Source organism: Streptosporangium sandarakinum (assembly GCF_013409935.1).
In the GTDB taxonomy this organism is placed as follows: domain Bacteria; phylum Actinomycetota; class Actinomycetes; order Streptosporangiales; family Streptosporangiaceae; genus Streptosporangium; species Streptosporangium nondiastaticum.
The window spans coordinates 3,284,495-3,302,498 of the sequence record NZ_JACCCO010000001.1 but is presented as its reverse complement, the minus strand read 5'-3'; the positions used below and the strand labels follow the sequence as shown (position 1 = coordinate 3,302,498).

General features: G+C 70.8%; 14 protein-coding genes. 9 read left to right on the top strand and 5 right to left on the bottom strand.

Annotated features, from left to right (window positions below):
* Positions 1-18: 18 nt before the first annotated feature.
* Entirely contained in the window at positions 19-3,567 is a 3,549-nt protein-coding gene (gene dnaE, locus HDA43_RS14780; RefSeq protein ID WP_179821021.1) for a DNA polymerase III subunit alpha, read from the top strand.
* Positions 3,568-3,686: 119 nt separating this feature from the next.
* On the opposite strand, the gene HDA43_RS14775 is transcribed toward dnaE, so the two are convergent.
* Together HDA43_RS14775 and HDA43_RS14770 are read right to left on the bottom strand one after the other, a co-directional pair.
* A complete protein-coding gene (locus HDA43_RS14775; protein WP_218911727.1) occupies positions 3,687-4,826 on the bottom strand; it encodes an SGNH/GDSL hydrolase family protein in 1,140 nt (379 codons plus the stop codon).
* Positions 4,827-5,464: 638 nt separating this feature from the next.
* Positions 5,465-6,871 carry a hypothetical protein gene (locus HDA43_RS14770; protein WP_179821019.1) on the bottom strand — a complete coding sequence of 469 codons (1,407 nt, stop codon included), beginning with the start codon at positions 6,869-6,871 and terminating at the stop codon, positions 5,465-5,467.
* Positions 6,872-7,097: 226 nt separating this feature from the next.
* On the opposite strand from HDA43_RS14770, the gene HDA43_RS14765 reads away from it, so the two are divergent.
* Positions 7,098-7,547, top strand: a complete 450-nt coding sequence (locus HDA43_RS14765) for a hypothetical protein (protein WP_179821017.1) — start codon at positions 7,098-7,100, stop codon at positions 7,545-7,547.
* A gap of 44 nt (positions 7,548-7,591) precedes the next feature.
* Positions 7,592-8,170, top strand: coding sequence for a hypothetical protein (locus tag HDA43_RS14760; protein ID WP_179821014.1), 579 nt, complete (start codon positions 7,592-7,594; stop codon positions 8,168-8,170).
* 113 nt (positions 8,171-8,283) lie between these two features.
* Here the strand turns inward: HDA43_RS14760 and HDA43_RS14755 are convergent, their stop codons facing one another.
* A complete protein-coding gene (locus HDA43_RS14755) occupies positions 8,284-9,231 on the bottom strand; it encodes a hypothetical protein (RefSeq protein ID WP_179821011.1) in 948 nt (315 codons plus the stop codon).
* Positions 9,232-9,382: 151 nt separating this feature from the next.
* On the opposite strand from HDA43_RS14755, the gene HDA43_RS14750 reads away from it, so the two are divergent.
* Together HDA43_RS14750 and HDA43_RS14745 are read left to right on the top strand one after the other, a co-directional pair.
* Positions 9,383-10,549, top strand: a complete 1,167-nt coding sequence (locus tag HDA43_RS14750) for an acyltransferase family protein (RefSeq protein WP_179821009.1) — start codon at positions 9,383-9,385, stop codon at positions 10,547-10,549.
* Between the two features lie 248 nt (positions 10,550-10,797).
* Complete coding sequence (locus tag HDA43_RS14745; protein WP_179821007.1) at positions 10,798-11,691, top strand: hypothetical protein; 894 nt, start codon at positions 10,798-10,800, stop codon at positions 11,689-11,691.
* A gap of 64 nt (positions 11,692-11,755) precedes the next feature.
* Here HDA43_RS14745 and HDA43_RS14740 read toward each other — a convergent pair whose 3' ends face one another.
* Complete coding sequence (locus HDA43_RS14740; protein WP_179821004.1) at positions 11,756-12,970, bottom strand: winged helix-turn-helix domain-containing protein; 1,215 nt, start codon at positions 12,968-12,970, stop codon at positions 11,756-11,758.
* 910 nt (positions 12,971-13,880) lie between these two features.
* Between HDA43_RS14740 and HDA43_RS14735 the strand changes: the two genes are divergently transcribed.
* Both HDA43_RS14735 and HDA43_RS14730 read left to right on the top strand, forming a co-directional pair.
* Positions 13,881-14,561 (top strand): sensor histidine kinase, encoded by a 681-nt coding sequence (locus tag HDA43_RS14735; RefSeq protein WP_179821002.1) that lies wholly within the window; start codon positions 13,881-13,883, stop codon positions 14,559-14,561.
* A complete protein-coding gene (locus HDA43_RS14730; RefSeq protein ID WP_312873256.1) occupies positions 14,558-15,223 on the top strand; it encodes a response regulator in 666 nt (221 codons plus the stop codon). Before HDA43_RS14735 ends, HDA43_RS14730 begins: the two co-directional genes overlap by 4 nt.
* On the opposite strand, the gene secY is transcribed toward HDA43_RS14730, so the two are convergent.
* Positions 15,198-16,661, bottom strand: a complete 1,464-nt coding sequence (secY, locus tag HDA43_RS14725; protein WP_179820999.1) for a preprotein translocase subunit SecY — start codon at positions 16,659-16,661, stop codon at positions 15,198-15,200. The genes HDA43_RS14730 and secY overlap by 26 nt on opposite strands.
* A gap of 251 nt (positions 16,662-16,912) precedes the next feature.
* Between secY and HDA43_RS35045 the strand changes: the two genes are divergently transcribed.
* Together HDA43_RS35045 and HDA43_RS14715 are read left to right on the top strand one after the other, a co-directional pair.
* Entirely contained in the window at positions 16,913-17,353 is a 441-nt protein-coding gene (locus HDA43_RS35045) for an MFS transporter (RefSeq protein ID WP_246423989.1), read from the top strand.
* Between the two features lie 36 nt (positions 17,354-17,389).
* Positions 17,390-17,917: a DUF1697 domain-containing protein gene (locus HDA43_RS14715; RefSeq protein ID WP_179820997.1), complete on the top strand. Its 528-nt coding sequence runs from the start codon at positions 17,390-17,392 to the stop codon at positions 17,915-17,917.
* Positions 17,918-18,004 lie beyond the last annotated feature (87 nt).

Here is an 18,004-nt window from a genome sequence, read left to right as displayed (position 1 = left end):
TGAAGAAAAGGGGAACAGGTGACCGAATCGTTCGTGCATCTGCATGTCCACACCGAGTACTCGATGCTCGACGGTGCGGCGAAGATCGGCCGTATGTTCGAGGAGGTGGCGCGACTGGAGATGCCCGCCATCGCCATGAGCGACCACGGCAACATGTTCGGCGCCTACGAGTTCCAGGGCGAGGCCAAGAAGGCGGGCATCAAGCCGATCATCGGGATCGAGGCCTACGTCGCGCCCGCGTCCCGCTCCTTCAAGAAGCCGGTGTTCTGGGGCAAGCGCGCCGAGACCGGCGTCGCGGACGGCGAAGGCGGCAAGGACGTCTCCGGCGGCGGCCGGTTCACCCACATGACCATGTGGGCCAAGGACGCCGCGGGCCTGCGCAACCTGTTCCGCCTGTCGTCCCGGGCCTCCTTCGAGGGCTACTACGGCAAGCCCCGCATGGACCGGGAGCTGGTCGCCGAGCACGCCGAGGGGATCATCGCCACCACCGGCTGCCCCTCGGGAGAGGTGCAGACCCGGCTGCGGCTCGGCCAGTACGACGAGGCCGTCGCGGCGGCGGCCGGCTACCAGGAGATCTTCGGCAGGGAGAACTACTTCCTGGAGCTGATGGACCACGGCCTGGACATCGAGCGTGACGTCCGCGAGGACCTGCTGCGCCTGGCCAGGCAGCTGAACATCCCGCTGCTGGCCACCAACGACTCCCACTACGTCACCGAGGACCAGGCCGACGCCCACGACAGCCTGCTGTGCGTCGGCGTGGGCCGCAACAAGGACGACCCGAACCGGTTCCGGTTCAACGGGTCGGGCTACTACGTCAAGAGCCCCGCCGAGATGCGGGGCCTGTTCAGGGAGCTGCCCGAGGCGTGTGACAACACGCTGCTGGTCGCCGAGATGATCGGCGACTACGACGAGGTGTTCGCCTACGTCGACCGGATGCCGCAGTATCCCGACGTCCCCGAGGGGGAGACGCAGGAGTCGTGGCTGCGCAAGGAGGTCGAGCAGGGCCTGGTGATGCGCTACGGCGACCCGGTCCCCGCCGAGGTGTGGGAGCGGTACGAGACCGAGATGAAGGTCATCGGCCCCATGGGGTTCTCCTCCTACTTCCTCGTCGTCGCCGACATCTGCAAGTACGCCCGTGACAACGGCATCCCCGTCGGTCCCGGCCGAGGATCGGCGACCGGTTCGATCGTCGCCTACGCGACCCGCATCACCGAGCTGGACCCGCTGGAGCACGGTCTGCTGTTCGAGCGGTTCCTCAACCCCGAGCGCATCAGCCCGCCCGACATCGACCTCGACTTCGACGACCGCCAGCGCGACCGCATGGTCTCCTACGTCACCCAGAAGTACGGCAACGAGTACACCGCGCAGGTCAACACCTTCGGCACGATCAAGGCCAAGGCCGCCGTCAAGGACGCCTCCCGCATCCTCGGCTACCCCTTCGCGATGGGCGACAAGATCACCAAGGCGATGCCGCCGGACGTCATGGGCAAGGGCGTTCCCCTGGCGAAGATGTTCGACCCCGAGCACCCCCGCTACGTCGAGGGCGGCGAGATCCGCTCCCTGTACGAGTCGGACGTCGACGTGCGCAAGGTCATCGACACCGGCCGCGGCATCGAGGGCCTGATCCGCGGCACCGGCGTGCACGCCGCCGCGGTCATCCTGTCGTCCGCGCCGCTGCTGAACCTGATCCCCATGCACATGCGGGACAAGGACGGCGTGGTCATCACCGGCTTCGACTATCCGTCCTGTGAGTCCATGGGCCTGATCAAGATGGACTTCCTGGGCCTGCGCAACCTCGGCATCATCGACCACGCCATCAAGATCATCGAACAGAACCGCGGCGTGACGATCCGTACCGAGGAGATCCCCCTCGACGACGAGACCACCTACAAGCTGCTGGCCCGCGGCGACACCCTGGGCGTGTTCCAGCTCGACGGCGGCCCCATGCGGCAGCTGCTGCGGCTGATGGAGCCCACCCGGTTCGAGGACATCGCCGCCGTCCTCGCGCTGTACCGGCCCGGCCCGATGGCCGCCAACGCCCACACCAACTACGCCCACCGCAAGAACGGCCGCCAGGAGATCACCCCGATCCACCCGGAGCTGAAGGACGCCCTGGAGCCGATCCTCGGCTCCACCTTCCACCTGCTCGTCTACCAGGAGCAGATCATGGCGGTCGCCCGGGAGCTGGCCGGTTACACCCTCGGCGGCGCCGACCTGCTGCGCCGCGCCATGGGCAAGAAGAAGCCCGAGATCCTCGCCAAGGAGTTCGTCAACTTCCAGGCGGGCATGCGCGGAAACGGCTACAGCGACGGGGCGATCCAGGCGCTGTGGGACGTCATGCTGCCGTTCTCCGGTTACGCCTTCAACAAGTCCCACACCGCCGGCTACGGCCTCGTCGCGTACTGGACGGCCTACCTCAAGGCCAACTACCCCGCCGACTACATGGCGGCCCTGCTCACCAGCGTCGGCGACGACAAGGACAAGGCCGCCATCTACCTCGCCGAATGCCGCAAGATGGGCATCCAGGTCCTGCCGCCCGACGTCAACGACTCCGACCTGACGTTCGCCGCGGTCGGCGACGACAAGGTCCGCTTCGGTCTCGGCGCGGTCCGCAACGTCGGTGAGAACGTCGTCGAAGGCATCATCAGGGCCCGCCAGGAAAAAGACGACTACACCGACTTCAACGACTTCCTCAGCAAGGTGCCGTTGCAGGTCTGCAACAAGCGCGTCATCGAATCCCTGATCAAGGCCGGAGCGTTCGACTCCCTCGACCACCCCCGCAAGGGGCTGCTGCTGACCCACGAACAGGCCGTCGACTCCGTCATCGACATCAAGAAGAACGAGGCCCACGGCCAGGACTCCCTGTTCGGCGGTACCGACGACACAGAGGAGAACGCCTTCACCGTCACCGTCCCCGACACCGAGTGGGACAAGAAGACGCGCCTGGACTTCGAGCGGGAGATGCTCGGCCTGTACGTCTCCGACCACCCCCTCGCCGGCACCGAACGCCTCCTGGTGCGCAACCGCGACACCACGATCGCCGACCTGCTCGACAGCGGCCGTGAACGCGGTGACGTCCGGGTCTGCGGTCTCATCACGAAGGTCGACAAGCGCGTCAACAAGGCCGGGAACCTCTGGGCGATCGTCGTGGTCGAGGACATGGACTCCGCCGTCGAGTGCCTGTTCTTCCCCAAGAACTACGAGCTGTACGGGCCGATGCTGCGGGAGGACTCCGTGGTGTCGGTGGGGGGTCAGATCAACAACCGTGACGGCGCGATCTCGATCTTCGCCCAGGATCTCACCCTCATCGACGTCTCCAGCGTCACCAGCGACTCCGGCCCGCCCGTCACGATCTTCCTGCGGGAGGAGCGGGTCACCGCCGAACTGGTGGAGGAACTGCGCAACATCCTCAAGATGCACCAGGGCAAGGTGCCGGTCCAGGTGCGTCTGCGCCGTCACACCGGCCGGACGGTGGTCATGGCGCTGCCGGACTACCAGGTCGACGCCGCCCCGTCCTTCGCCGGGGACGTCAAGGCGCTGATCGGATCGGACGCGATCGCCCTGTGAGCCGACCCGTCGAGGTCGTCTCGGCCGCGCTGGAGGCCGACGCCTGGCGGCGCGGCGAGCCGTGACGGCGCACAGCCCCGGCCCCGGCCTCGCGTTCCGCCGGGGCCGGGGCCGGGGTTTCACAGAGCGTCGAGGTCGATGGCCGAGGCGATGGCGTGATAGCCCGCGTCGTCCGGGTGCAGCCCGTCCTGGAAGACGTAGCCGGGACGGGGACGGGAGGGGTCCGCCGGGTCGGCCAGAGCCCGGTCGGCGTCCAGGACGGCGTCGTACGCTCCGCCGGTCCGGATCCAGTGGTTGACCGCCAGCCGGGACTTCTCGATCTCCGGTGTCCAGAACGGGAAGAGAGCGCCCTTGAGCGGCAGGATCGTGACGCCGATGACCTTGATGTTCCGGGCGTGGGCGGCCTGGATCAACGCCCGGTGACCCGCGATGAGCTGCCGGACGGTCACGCGTGGGTTGGGGCGGACGCAGTCGCCGCCGAGCCGGGGATAGCCGAGGTCGTTGGCCCCGAGATGGACGATCACCGCGCCGACCCCGGGCCGGTCGAGCACGTCGCGCCGGAATCTGGCGGCGGCCCTGTCGCCGAAGCAGGAGGAGTCGTTGAGCAGCCGGCTGCCTGCGACGCCCGCGTTGACCACGCCGACCGGACGACGTGCCGCGACCAGCCGCTCGGCGAGCTTGTCGGTGAATCGGCCGTCGGTGCCCGCGGTCGCGCCGACGCCGTCGACGAGCGAGTCGCCGAAGGCCACCACGGTCTCGTGCGGTGCGGCTCCGCCCTGCACCTCGATTCCGGCGAGGTGGTACCAGGCGTTCGTCGACTCGCTGTACGCGTCGGTGGCGGGGTCGGTCAGGTGGTCTCCCTTCGCCCGGTAGGACGTGGCGGTGGTGAAGCGATGAAAGGTCGCCGGACCGGTGGGCCGCGCGAAGCGCAGGGTGACGGCCAGCTTCTCCAGCGCGGAGGTGGGCAGCGTCACCGCGTCGCTGACGGCCTCCCGTCCGGGTGGGATCACCGTGCCGGACGAGCCGCCGAAGGTCAGCCGCCGCACCGAGTCCGGCCAGACGAGGGCGGTGCCGGCGGACCGCCCGACCGCCGCGCCGGCGACGGCCAGTGGCCTGGTGCCGTACACGTTGGACAGCCGGACGCGGAGCCTCGATCCGCCCGCCGTCATCCGGATCACCTGCCGCACCGACTGGTCGGCGAAACCCCGCATGGACCAGTTGGGGCCGTTGTCGTCGTCGCCCGGGGTCGGCCGCTGCACGGCCGTTCCCCAGGCCGCCGTCCACCGGCCCTCGGAGCGCGCGGCGTCCGGGCTCCCGCCGGTCCGTTCGCCGCCGGCCGGGGCCGCGGCGGGTCCGGGCGATCGAGTCGTGGGCGTGCCGGCGGCGGAGACCCGGGCCACACTCTTCTCAGCCGTCTTCTCAGCCGTGGACGCCTGCGCGGTGGACGCGGCCCAAAGGGCGGCGGCGGCCAGCACCGCCACCGGGAGCGCCGGCCCTCGAACCCATCTTCGCGGCCAGTTGGAAATCACGATGGACCTCTTAGTCGGTGGGGAGCAAATGACCCCGGCGACCTGCTCGTTCCTTGTGACACTCAGGTCGACGCTCAGGGCCCGGGGTTATGACGGTCACAACGTATGAGCGGTGCCGTCCGCACGGATCAGCCGATCGAGGGAACCTCCCGGCCCACCCTCGGCCGTTCGGCCGACCGCCCAGGCGCAGAAGCCTCCCGGCCACGAGGCTCCTCGCGGCCACCACGAGTCCGCGAACGGGCGAGGTCATCCGTGACCGTACGGTTCCACCGGAAAACCGGTCTCCCTTGGTCAGCAGGAGGCGAAGGGCCGCCGTACGGTGGCCGTGGGCTCGCGCGGGCGGAAGGACGCCGCGGTCGCCCCCGGGGTCAGCCGTCGCGCCTCCAGAGCCTCCCCGTCGACAGGTCGAGGTGGTAGACGCGCTCGCTCACGGCGCCGCGCACCAGGAAGGATCCCTGCTCCGACCAGCCGAGGCCGATGTCGATGAAGTCGTCCCCGCGGAATCGGGGAACGACGCCGCGCAGGAGCCGCCCTGTCGCCACGTCGAAGGTCTCGACGCGTCCCTCGCGGCCCCGGATGACCACGAGGCGGCGTCCGTCCGGGCGAAGGTGGTACGCGTCCTCGGGGGAGTCCTTGACCTTCTTCCTGAGGGGAAGGCTCATCCGGGTCCTCCCTCGCAGGTCGGCCACGAGCACCTGGGACGCCGTGGTGAACACGGTCCCGCTCCCGTTGAGATCGTGGACCCGCCGGGCGCCGGGGACCGGCACCGGGGCCCAGGTCCTGGTGTCGATGACCTGCGCGCCGTCCCCGTTCAGGACGACGTACCTGTTCTGGCCGAGGAACGCGGGCGTGGGCACCGCGGTGTCGGCCAGGCCGCCGGTGAGGCGGTGGACGCCCCGGGCGTCCTGGTACGCCATGCGGCGATCGTCCCTGCCCAGGTAGACGACGGCCTTCTTGTCGGGGCTGCGCACGAACGGCGCGAGCCGGGGGACCCCGCCCGGCCTGATGACGTACGGCGCCGCCTGCGGGAACGGTGTCCCGTTCACCCGCCACGACCGGCAGGGAGCGTCCAGATGGCCGGACCACGAACAGGTGGGCTCCTTGTAGCCGCGCACCGTCGTGAACGTGGCCGTCCACTTCGGAAGCGGCTTGGCTGACGAGTATTCCGGCAGTTCCGGCAACGGTGGCCGCCCGGGGGTGAGGATCACACTCGACAACATGACCGCGGTTCCCGCGAGGTAGAGGCCCCGGGTCGACCAGTGGCCGATGGCCTGCTCGGCCCGGGCCGCGTCGTCCGGCTCCCCGGACGCCGGCCCGGCACTTGTCCTCCAGGCGACGAGCGATACGGCCGCCGTCACGATGACCACGATGGCGGCATGAACCAGAAGCGCCGGTGTGACGTCCCGGCTCGTCAGCAGGTGGACGCCGGCCACCGCGGCGGCGGCCGAACCGAGCAGCCACACTCTCCGGTGGACATCGGCATCACCGGGGGCGCGCGATATCGGGGCCGGTGACCGTACACCGTGGAAAACGGAAACGGCGCACCAGCCCGCGACCAGATAGAACGGGTCATCGGTGAGCAGGGCCGGTGGAACGGCGACGACAAGGGTGATCAGCCGCCACCGGCGCAGAACGGTGAAGTGATCGATGACCTGCCGGGCGTTGGCCGATGTGACGGAAAGGCCGGTCAGCGTGACGAACCTGTCGAGCCTTTCCCGGGTGACCGGCACGGCCGCCGTCAGCAGGGCCGCCACGGCGATTACCGAAATGGCCATCGAGGGTACTGTCACAAAGGGCAACCATATATGGTGCTATATCGTGACTGCGGAGAATGCATGGGAGCAATTCGATATCGCCATGTGGCGCACGTGGCGCTCCCGATTGCCGGGTCTGCTGTCCGTTTTCGCATTGCTCGTGTTCATCACAGTTCTCCTGTGGAGTTCAGGGGTAATTACACCGCAGATTAGGTGGGATATAGATACTTTCTTCGTCCACGCCGAGGTGGACGAGAACGGCGTGCTGTCCGGCAGGTTGCACATCGAAATCGAGAACGAAGCCTCGGCCCCCTTCACCATCACCGGCGTCTCGGCGGAGATGCCCGGCCTCCGCCTGCTGCCCGCCGACGAGGCGAAGGGGGAGCGCACCGAACTGACCGTGGAGGGCGGGCGCATAGAGGTCCTGGAGAGGCGCGTCCTCATCACCGACTGCGCGGCGGTGCCGTACGAGCCCCGACCGGTTCGCTTCACCTACCGGACCTGGACGGGTTCGGGGTCGGCGGAGGTGACGTGGGGCTCGTGGCAGCTGTCGGGGCCGGAGGAGCAGGAGGAGTCCGGGGAGTTCGAGGGAACGGTCCTCATCGGCGACCGGCAGCAGAGCAGTCCCGTCGCCTGGCAGCGGGGCTTCGCCGGCATGGTCTGCAACGACGCGATGGACCCGGACAAGTTCCGATGACCGGCTCGTCCAGGCACGACGACAGGTAGGGAGAGGTACGGCGCATGCGGCCCGTCACGAAGATCGCCACCGGTTTCGTCTTCGCCTTCGGCGCCCTCAGGCTGAACGGCTTCGACCTACTGCTCGACCCCGTCGGATGGGGACTGTGCGCCTCCGGGCTGTTCCGGCTGCGGCGATCCGGCGACGGCCCGTTCGCCGCGGCCTGGGTCTCCGCCGTCGCCATGGTCTACGTCTCGTTCGCGATCCTGACCGTGTCCAGCGGAGTATTGGGTTACGACCGGACTGTCTCCTACTTCGCACAGGTGATCAGCGTCGCCGGGACGGCCGGCGCGCTGCTCACCGTCTGGCTGGCCGTCGAGGCCGTCATCAGGCGGATCCGTCCCGCCGGGGAGACAGCCACGGCGGATCTTCTCGACGTGCTGCGCTGGGCCGTGGCCGGGCTGGGAGCGCTCGCCGCACTGGCGCAGTACGGCTACGTCGGCCTGGAAACCGCCGTGGGCATCGTCTGGTTCGCGGCCGTCATCTCCCTGATCATCGTGCTCTACCGCTCGGCCCGCCTGCGGTGTCTCTCCCCGATGTGGGAATCCGTGGCGGACCAGGTGCGTCCGGCTCGGCATCCCTGAGAGAACCGGTTTCCCGGGACTGATCGGTTGGTCGATTCACCGGCCCGGTAGGACCCGGCACCGGCTCCGGCGCCCTCGGGGCCCCTGGGATCCCCGTCCCTCCGCGCCGGTTCTCAGGAGGGGCGGACCAGCCTCCGGGCCTCGTCGTCGGTGGGGCGCCGGGCGCCGAGCACGGCGGCGCGAAGGACGTCCCGGGACACGGTGTCGGAGGAGAGGACGCTGACCAGGACGCCGCCGTCCTGCCGGACGTATCCCCGCAGCCCGCACGGACATCCCCACTTCGGTTCCGGGATCCGGCCGGTGAGGTACCAGAGGCCGGGGCGTTCCAGGACGCACCGGGGGCGTTCGTCACGTCCGAGAGGAGCGCTGAGGAACGTCTTCGGGCACGTCGCCGTCGCGGGCTCGCCGCGTTCGGCGGTGAGTGAGATGGTGTGGTCCTGCCAGACCCTGACCACCTTCTGGTCCACCGGTTCGAAGAACGCGCTCACTCCCGAGGAGTCGCGGGCGACCCGGTAGCCGGGGACGTCCACGACGTAGAGCAGGTCCCGCACCGGATCGAGGCGGGCGGCGATGGCCTTCTCCTCCCCGTCGGCGCGCTGCCGGTCGGCGAGGTGCGTTCCGGTGGCCGCCAGCGCCACGGTCACCACGACGGCGCCGAGGGAGACCGCGCGCCGGGAGAGCAGCCCCGCGGCCAGTGCGAACGGCAGGCCGCAGGCCAGGGTCATCAGCGGTTGCCGGCCGAAGGGCAGGTCCAGGTCGGAGGTGGCCCAGGCGCCGCCGGCCCAGCCCGCCGCCCCCACGAGGAGCACGAGCGCCGACCAGGAGAGCCGGCCCCCCGCCCGGCGCGACGTCAACGCGGATCCCCGGGGGGTGAGCCGGGCGACGAGGTACAGCGTGCCGACCATGAGGGCGGCGGGGAGAGCGAGCAGGAGGGGATGGCCGCCGAAGAGGACCATCGCGCCGGCCTCCAGCAGTAACGGGCCCAGCAGGGAGCCGACCAGCCAGACCCCGGCGATCTGGCCGAGCGGCGCCGTCCAGCCGGCATCCGCCTTGCCGCCCATCCGCACGTCCTCTCCGGGTCCTCTCCGGGTCCTCTCCGCGCCCGGACCGGTCCGCGCATCAGCGTAGGCGGCCGCGGCCGAGGCGGTCGAACGTGTCAGCCGGTGAATCCCCGGAGCCCGGCACCGGTTTTCATCGCCTAAAGTCGGGCGAATGCCCCCGAATTCCTCCCGGCTGGCCTGGCTGGACGCCCTGCGCGGACCCGCCGCGCTCGCCGTCGTGTTGCACCACTCGGGCTGGACGTTCCTGCCGGACATCTGGGCCGAGGTGGACCGCAGGATCGACGTCGGCACATGGGGCGTCTTCGTGTTCTTCATGGTCAGCGGCTACATCATCCCCGCCTCCCTGGAACGGCGCGGCGACCTGCGGGCCTTCTGGGTCGGCCGCGCCTTCCGCCTTCTTCCCCTGCTGGCCGTCGCGGTCGTCCTGGCGCTGCTCCTCGCCGCCGCCGGGGCGTTCGACCTCCACCCGGGGCTCGGCGCGCGTCCGCTGCCTCTGGTCGTCCTCGGGAACGCGACGATGCTGCAGGAGCTGCTCGGCGTGCCCGCCGTCATCGGCGTGATGTGGACGCTCTCCTACGAGATGGCGTTCTACCTGCTGACGGCCGGGCTGTTCGCCGTACGGCAGGCGCACCGGTCGGCCGTGATCGCGGTCGTCCTGGCGCTGGTGGCGGTGCCGTTGGGGCTCCTGCTGCCGCGCCCGGCCATCAAGGGGGGCGCAGACCTGGTGGCCGCGCTGCTCGGGGTGGCGGCCGTCGCGGTGATCGCGGTGTCGGCGTGCGGGCGGGGCCGGAAGCGGGTGGCCGCCGCGGTGTCGGGCGGGGTCCTCGGCCTGGCCCTGGTGGTCCTCGGCAGCCGGATCGGCGCGTGGCAGGGTCTCATCGTCCTGGCCATGATGTTCGCCGGCACGGCCGTGTACCGCGCGGAGCGGGGGGCGATCCGGTGGCGCACCGCCGCCGCCACCGTGCTGGTGGTCCTGGCCTGCGGGCTCCTCGCCAAGGACGACCCCGGCTGGGCCCCGGCGCTCCTGCTGGCCGCGGCCTTCTTCGCGGCCGGGTTCGCGCTGCGGCGCAGGTCGTTCCCGCGCTGGCTGACCCATCTCGGTGTGATCAGCTTCTCCCTCTACCTGTTGCACCCGCTCCTGCTGCGGGTGGTCCCGAACCTTCCGCTGTTCTTCCTCGTCCTGGTGCCGCTCGCCTACCTGACCCACCGGCTGGTCGAGGCCCCCGCCCAGCGCCTCGGCAGGCGGCTTGCCCGGCGTGCGACGGGGGAACGGCCGGCGGCGGTGCGGGAGCCCGCGGCGGGTGAGCCCTCCAGATGAGGGGGAGCCGGCCCCGCGCCCGCGGGGGCGGCCCGACGAACACGTGAGCCCTCCGGGTGAGGGGAGAGCCGGGTCCGGGCGGCACGTCCGGGAGGAACACGGCTCTTTTCCGCTGGCTGTGGTTCTTCGCCGGGAATTACGGCAAATCTGCACTATTTCATCACGTATATCCTGTGCAACATTCATCCGCTTTTGGAATGATGGCCTCTTTGGTGCTCTCCCACCCCTCCAGAAAGGGACAAAGCCTCATGAGGCGATGGATTGTCCTCACCGTCGCGGCGCTGATCGCGTCCGTGCCGGTCACCGCTGTGCCCGCCGCCGCGCAGGCGGGTTCTCCGGATCCGGTGCAGGCGGTCAAGCGGCAGTTCCGCGACGAGCACGGCGTCCAGCTCGCCGAGGTCACGCGGCTGCTCGTCAACAAGGAATCCGCGGTGCGGATCCGGAACAACGCCAGGCTGCAGCTCAGCCGTTCCGGACCGGTCGCCTTCGACGCCACCTGGCAGATGGTCGCCGAACCCGAGCTCGAAAAGCTCCTCAAGGACGGCGACGGCGACGGCGGCGTGGTGTCCTTCGACTTCTTCGCCCCGTCCTCCGTGACCGTCGTGGGCGGGAAGATGTACGTCTCCAGCGACCTCTACCGGAAGATGGTCCCCCAGGACAAGGAGTTCGTCCGCACGGCGGCCCCCGCCGACCTCAAGGCCGTCAGCAGCCAGACCATCAACGTCTTCGAGCCGGCGGTCCTGAAGACCATGCTGAAGGGCGCGAAGCGGACGTCCGCACCCGGTGGTTTCCTCTACCAGGGCACCACGAGCCACGCCGAGCTGTCCAAGGCGTCGCCCAAGACCTACGCCGGCGCCTTCGGCCGCGAGAGCGCCCGCCAGGCCGCGAAGAAGACGATCTCCTGGCGAATCTGGACGAACGGTGACGGCCTGGTCCAGCGCATGCTGAGCACCGAGACCGCACGGCTGGACAAGAAGCTCTCGATGACCTTCAGGACCGACACCCGCTACACCGACTGGGGCATGCCGATCACCGTCGTCGCCCCGCCCGCCGACAAGGTCGTCGACGAGAAGGATCTGAAGGTCGAGGACCTCTTCGACTTCTCCGATCCCAAGGAGATCGTCAACACGGTCCGGCGCTGACGGCCCGTTCCGGTTCCCGTCCCCGTCTCCGGCGTCCGCGCGCCGGGGACGGGGACGCCGGGGTTCAGCGGGCGTGCAGGGCCGCGCGCCAGGCGTCCGGGACCGGCCCGCCGTACGTGATGGTCCGGGCGCCGAGGAACGCGGCGAGGGCGGCGACGGCCTCGGCGACCGGCTCGGCGGCAGAGGCGGGGGCGTCGGGCTCGGCGTAGACGCCCTCCACCGTCAGTACGGCGGCGCGCCGGTCGAAGCGCGGCGCGATCCGGCCGATCAGGCGTTCCCCGTGCAGGACGGGCAGGACGTAGTAGCCGTAGCGGCGCTTGGCCCGGGGGACGTACATCTCGGTGCGGAAGACGAAGTCCCACAGGCGCTCGGTCCTGGCGCGGTCGCAGATGAGGTTGTCGAAGGGCGACAACAGGACCGTCCGGGAGAACCCGTCGTCCGGGGTCTCCAGGAGCGGGAGGGTGTCGTCGTGGACGTACCAGGTCTCGGCGTCGCCGGAGCCGAGGCGGACGCGGTGGACGCGGCCCGCGCGTTCCAGGGCGGCCAGGGTGACGGGCAGGTCGGGGTAGCGGTTCCGGATGAAGTGCTGCTCGATGTCCGCCGGGCGCGCCACGCCCAGCGCCCGCAGCGCGTGCTCGGCCGCCCGCGCCACCGCCTCGGAGGAGGAGAGCGGCTCGCGGTCCGTCCAGTCGGGCAGGCAGCGGTCGGCCAGGCCCCAGAGCCGGCGGCGGCCGTCGCGCCCGGCGACCATCACCGTGCCCTGCCTCCACAGGAAGTCGAGCATGCGTTCCACGTTGCGGCCCGCGGTCCAGCCGCTCGACTGCCACGGCACCTCGGCGATGTCGTCGAATCCGCCGGTCGGCAGCGGGCCCGCCTCGTCCAGCCGCTCCAGGACGTGCAGGCGCAGGCGCTCGTTGGCGGTCATCCAGTCGCGGACCACCCGGGCGTGGGGGGAGTCACCCGCCGGGAAGCCCCGCATCATGACCTGGTGGATCGGGTAGTCCTCGGTCAGCACGATCGAGGCGGCGTGCGCCCAGAACTCGAACAGGCTGCGTTCCTTCCACAGCCGCGTGTCCAGCTCGGCCCGGTCGTAGGAGCCCAGGCGGCTCCACAGCACCAGCAGGTGGCTCCGGGCGACCACGTCGATGGGGTCGAGCTGGAGGCACCGCAGCCGCCGCAGGACCTGCTCCATGCTCACGGGCCCGGGGCTCGCGAGGCACTGCGCGCCCACGGCGAGTCGCCTCGCCTGGTCGACGGTGAGCGTGAGAGTTGACGGCATGCGCGGCGGCCCTTCTCGCGGGGGATTTCCGTCCGGCAATCTACACATAAGTCCGCGCGGTATTCGATGGTTTGTGCGAACTTTCGAGGCCGTCGGAAGGCGCCGGGGCGTGGAGACGGGAGCGGGGGCGGGAGGCGGAACCCGGTACGCGGGGAGGCGCCGGGGACGGCTGGGAACGGCCCGCGGGAAGAATCACGGAAGAGCGGTCATCGGGGATGGGTGTGCCGATCCCGGACACGATCGCCCCGGGGCTGGCTAGGATCGGCGCGTACGCGCATGTTCTGGGGGGACGGTGACCGAGCACACGCATCCGGAGGGCCGTCCGCGCGACTCCCTCGCCGCGGCCGCGAAGGCGCTGCTCCGGCTGGGCCGGGTGCGCGATCTGCCGGTCGTCCTGATGTTGGCGTGGGTGGGCTGGCTGGCCATCCCGTGGCCGTCCGGCGGTCTCGCCCAGGCGCGCGACGGGGGCGGGCGGCAGTTCAGTACGGACATCGCGGCGGGCCCGGCGTCCGGCGCGGGCGCCTCGGACGTCTCGGGGACCCCGGATACCGCTTCGGGTGCTTCGGGGATCTCGGGTACGGCCTCTGGTGCTTCGAGAACCCCGGACACGGCTTCCGGTGCTTTGGGGGCCTCGGGTACGGTCTCGGGCGTTTCGGGAGGTCCGGGCGCGGTGGGCTGGGCGCTCGCCGCGGCCCCGGAACGACCGGCGCCGCTGGTGAAGCCGGAGCGGCGGCCCGGGTCCGCGGAGCCGGATCGCCCCCGATGGCGCGCCGCGGCGGTGGACCGGGAGGCGGGCGGAGCCGTCCGGGGCGAACCGGGCACCGGAGCCGTTCGAAGTGAATCGGGTGCCGAGGTCGTACCGGGCGAACCGGATGCCGGGGCCGTCCGGGGCGAACCGGATTCCGGGGCGATGACAGCGGCGGCGGGGGTGCGGGAGTTGGTCGCCGCGGAACGCGCGCGCCTCGCCGACGAGGTGCACGACGCCGCCGGGCACGGCTTCGCGACCATCGCCATGCAGGCCGGGGTCGCGCTGCTCATGCTCGACGAGCATCCCGAGCGGGTCCGCGAGTCACTGGAGGCGATCCGTTCGACCAGCGCGCAGGCACTCGGCCGGCTCCGTTCCGCGCTCGACGTCATGGACCCCGAGCCCGCGGACCACGACCTGCTCCGGCTGGTCGGCGGAGTGCGGGCGGCGGGCCTGCCCGTGGACGTCGAGCCGGCCGAGCCGTACGTCCCCGCGGGGCTCGAAGAGCCTGTCTACCGGGTGGTGCGCGAGGCGCTGACCAACGTCGCGCGTCACGCCGGTCCGGGTGGAGCCCTGGTCCGCCTCGCCGACGGGCCGCGCGAGTTCGTCCTGGAGGTCGTCGACCGGGGAGGCGGCTCCCCCGGAGCGGCCGAGCCCGCCGGTTTCGGCCGGGTCCGGGCGGCCGGAGGACGGGGGCTCGCCGGGATGCGGGCCCGGGTGACGGAGGCGGGCGGCGTGTTCGCCGCGGGGCCTCGCCCGGACGGCGGCTTCGGGGTGGTCGCGCGCTTCCCCAGGGACGGCGTGTGCCTCCCCGTGGACGGCGCGGGCTTCCGGGGGGACGTGTGAGCGCGCCGGCCGGTCCGATCCGCGTCGCGGTCGCCGATGACCAGGCCGTCGTGCGCATGGGGCTGCGGGCCCTCATCGAACGCGAGCCGGATCTGGAGTTCGCCGGTGAGGCGGCCGACGGCGCCGCGGCCCTCCGGCTGCTGGCCGACACCCGGCCCGACGTCCTCCTGCTCGACATCCGCATGCCGGGAATGGACGGCATCGACACGTTGCGGGCCGTCGCGGCCGATCCCGCGCTCGACGGCACCCGGGTGGTCGTCGTCACGACCTTCGAGACCGACCGGTACGTCTTCGCCGCGCTTCAGGCCGGGGCCAGTGGGTTCGTCCTCAAGGACGGCGCCCCGGAGGAGCTGGCCCACGCGATCAGGGTCGTCGCGTCGGGGGAGGCGCTGCTCTCGCCGTCCGTCACGCGGAAGGTCATCGGCCTGTTCGGCCGCCACGACGCCGGTCCGGTCGAGGGTCTCGACTCCCTCACCCCTCGGGAACGCGAGATGGTCGCCTGGGTCGCCACCGGCCGGTCGAACGACGAGATCGCCCGGGAGCTGGTCATCAGCCCCGACACGGTGCGCACCCATGTCAGCCGTGCCATGGTCAAGCTCCGGGCCCGCGACCGGGCCCAGCTCGTCGTGTTCGCGGTCAGATCCGGTCTGGCGATCCCCTGAGACCTCCGGGGTCCCGAAGGAGCCCGGCCCGCCCGCCGTTCCCGGTCCGCCGGGTCTGCCCGCCGTCCTCGGTCCGCCGGACTCGCTCGCCGTCCCTGGCCCGCCGGGGCCGCCCGCCGTCCCAGGCCCCCGCGGTTCCGCGGTCCCGCAGGAAACCCCGGTAGTCGCGCTGTTCGACCTGCGCCTGGATCTGCTTCACGGTCTCCAGGCCCACGCCGACCATGATGAGCACGGTCGTCCCGCCGAACGGGAAGTTCTGCTGCGTCGCCGGGTCGCGCAGCACCACGAAGGCGACGATCGGGATGAGCGACAGCACACCGAGGTAGACCGCTCCCGGCGCGGTCAGCCTGGAGAGCACGAACCGCAGGTAGTGGGCGGTGGGCCGGCCGGGCCGGATGCCGGGCACGAACCCGCCGAACCGCTTCATGGTGTCGGCCACCTCGTCCGGGTCGAAGGTGATCGACACGTAGAAGTAGGTGAACGCCACGACCAGCAGCAGGTACGCCGTCATGTGGACCGGGTGGTCGCCGGAGGTGAGGTAGCGCGAGACCCACTCCGCGACCGGCCCGGTGCCGCCCGTCAGCTGTACGGCCAGCTGCGGCAGGAAGAGCAGCGAGGAGGTGAAGATGACGGGGACGATCCCGGCCTGGTTGACCTTGACCGGTAGGTATGTCGAGGTCCCGCCGTACATCCTGCGCCCGACCATGCGCCTGGCGTACTGCACGGGGATCCGCCGCTGCGCCTGCTCGACGAACACCACCGCCGCCACCAGGAAGACCCCCGCCACCAGCATCGTCGCCAGCGCGAACGGGCTGAGCCGGAAGATGTTCGACACGTAGGAGGGGAAGACGGCGACCGTCTGGGTGAAGATCAGGATGGACATGCCGTTCCCGATCCCCCGCTCGGTGATCAGCTCGCCCAGCCACATGATCACGCAGGTGCCCGCGACCATGACGGTCGTGATGACGACGACCGTCATCATGCCCTGGTCGTGCAGCAGCCGCTGCCGGCAGGTGGGGAAGATCTGACCGGAGCGGGCCGTCGCCACGATCGTCGCGGCGTAGGGCACGGACAGCGCCACCGCCACGTATCTCGTGTACTGGGTGATCTTCGCCTGCCCGCCCTGCCCCTCCTTCCTGAGCTCCGTGAGGCGCGGGATCAGTACGGCGAGCAACTGCATCATGATGCCCGCGGTGATGTACGGCATGACGCCGAGTGCGAAGACCGACAGCTTCAGCATCGCCCCGCCGCTGAACAGCTGCAGCATGTCGACCAGTCCGCCGCCGGTGTCGCTCAGGCATCGCCGTACCGCGGTCACGTCCACGCCGGGCGAGGGCAGGATCTGCCCGAACCGGAACAGGGCGATCAGTCCCAGGGTGAAGAGCAGCTTCCCGCGGAGGTCGGGCGCGCGGAAGGCGCGGATGAGAACGGTGGGCATGCGCCGAGTGTGTCCGCGTCGTGCGGTGCGGGTCATCCGCTCACCGGAGGCGTCGCCGTACGCGGATTCGCGTAGCCCGTGACGTGCGCGGTCACGCGCGACCGCGACCGCGACGGCTGAGCGGTGGCGGCCGAGCGGTCAGCGGTCATAACGGGACTTCTGTTCCATTACGGGGCGACCTCTGTTACCGTTCTCTCATTCTAATGGGACTCCAGTTTCATTAATGGCCGCCTCTTCAGGAAGGATCCCTGATGTCCATGCTCGACCGGGTCGCGCCCATCCAGGACGCGCCCGCCCGACCCGCCCCCGCCGAGGGCGGGCCCGTCCGGCCCGCGTCCACCCGGAACGGCCCCACCCCACCGGCACCCGTCCAGGGCGAACCCGGCCGGGGAGCCCGCATGACCGGGCGGCAGAAGCTGGTGCTGACCCTGCTGCTCGGCGCCCAGTTCATGATCGCCGTGGACTTCTCGATCCTGAACGTCGCGCTGCCCGCCGTCGGCGCGGGGCTCGGCTTCTCCCTGGCGGACCTCCAGTGGGTGGCCACCGCCTTCGCCCTGTCCGCCGCCGGGTTCACGCTGCTGTTCGGCAGGATCGCCGACCTCGTCGGCCGCAAGCGCCTGTTCCTGGTCGGGAGATCCGATGACGAACGGGTTCCGGGGAACCTGACATCGGTCGGCAGGTACGGGCGGTAGCGTCGCCCGAGAGCTCTTCGAGAGGAAGGCGGTTCGATGCGGTACGTGGCGCTGTTGCGCGGCATCAACGTCAACCCCGCGACCACGGTCGCGATGTCCGATCTCCGCGCGCTGCTGGAAGGGCTCGGCCACACCGGTGTGCGGACCCACCTTCGGAGCGGGAACGCCCTGTTCACCCCGGCGGAGAAGCGGCCCGAGCGGGTCGCAGCGGCGATCGAGCGGCGGATCACCGCGGAATTGGGGCTGTCGGTGGCCGTCATGGTGCGGACGGCCGCGGAACTGCGCGCCGTGGTCGAGGAGAACCCGCTTGAGGTGCGGGACCCGGCCAAGTTCGGAGTGTTCTTCCTGGCGGAGGCCCCCGATCGGAAGGTGCTCGCGGCCCTCGATCCGGAGGAGTACGCGCCGGAGGAGATGGCGGTGGGCAGGCGCGAGCTCTACGTGCACTTCCCGGACGGCCTGCGGCGTCCGAAGCTGCCGCCCCTGCTGGAGAAGCGGTCGAACACGCAGGCCACGATGCGCAACTGGAACACCGTCACGAAGCTGCTGGCCCTCGCGGAGGAATGACGCCGGTCCGGCGGCCGGATGAATCGCGGCCGGGTCGCGCCGGCTGAAACTATTCGCTCCATGTATACAGCGCATGTATAGTCGCGA

Excerpts from the sequence above, each read along its gene's own strand:
- HDA43_RS14740 (WP_179821004.1), bottom strand. The coding sequence starts at position 12,970 with ATGCCGTCAACTCTCACGCTCACCGTCGACCAGGCGAGGCGACTCGCC.
- HDA43_RS14745 (WP_179821007.1), top strand. The coding sequence starts at position 10,798 with ATGAGGCGATGGATTGTCCTCACCGTCGCGGCGCTGATCGCGTCCGTG.
- HDA43_RS14750 (WP_179821009.1), top strand. The coding sequence starts at position 9,383 with ATGCCCCCGAATTCCTCCCGGCTGGCCTGGCTGGACGCCCTGCGCGGA.
- HDA43_RS14760 (WP_179821014.1), top strand. The coding sequence starts at position 7,592 with ATGCGGCCCGTCACGAAGATCGCCACCGGTTTCGTCTTCGCCTTCGGC.
- HDA43_RS14715 (WP_179820997.1), top strand. The coding sequence starts at position 17,390 with ATGCGGTACGTGGCGCTGTTGCGCGGCATCAACGTCAACCCCGCGACC.
- HDA43_RS35045 (WP_246423989.1), top strand. The coding sequence starts at position 16,913 with ATGTCCATGCTCGACCGGGTCGCGCCCATCCAGGACGCGCCCGCCCGA.
- secY (WP_179820999.1), bottom strand. The coding sequence starts at position 16,661 with ATGCCCACCGTTCTCATCCGCGCCTTCCGCGCGCCCGACCTCCGCGGG.
- HDA43_RS14735 (WP_179821002.1), top strand. The coding sequence starts at position 13,881 with ATGACAGCGGCGGCGGGGGTGCGGGAGTTGGTCGCCGCGGAACGCGCG.
- HDA43_RS14770 (WP_179821019.1), bottom strand. The coding sequence starts at position 6,871 with ATGGCCATTTCGGTAATCGCCGTGGCGGCCCTGCTGACGGCGGCCGTG.
- HDA43_RS14755 (WP_179821011.1), bottom strand. The coding sequence starts at position 9,231 with ATGGGCGGCAAGGCGGATGCCGGCTGGACGGCGCCGCTCGGCCAGATC.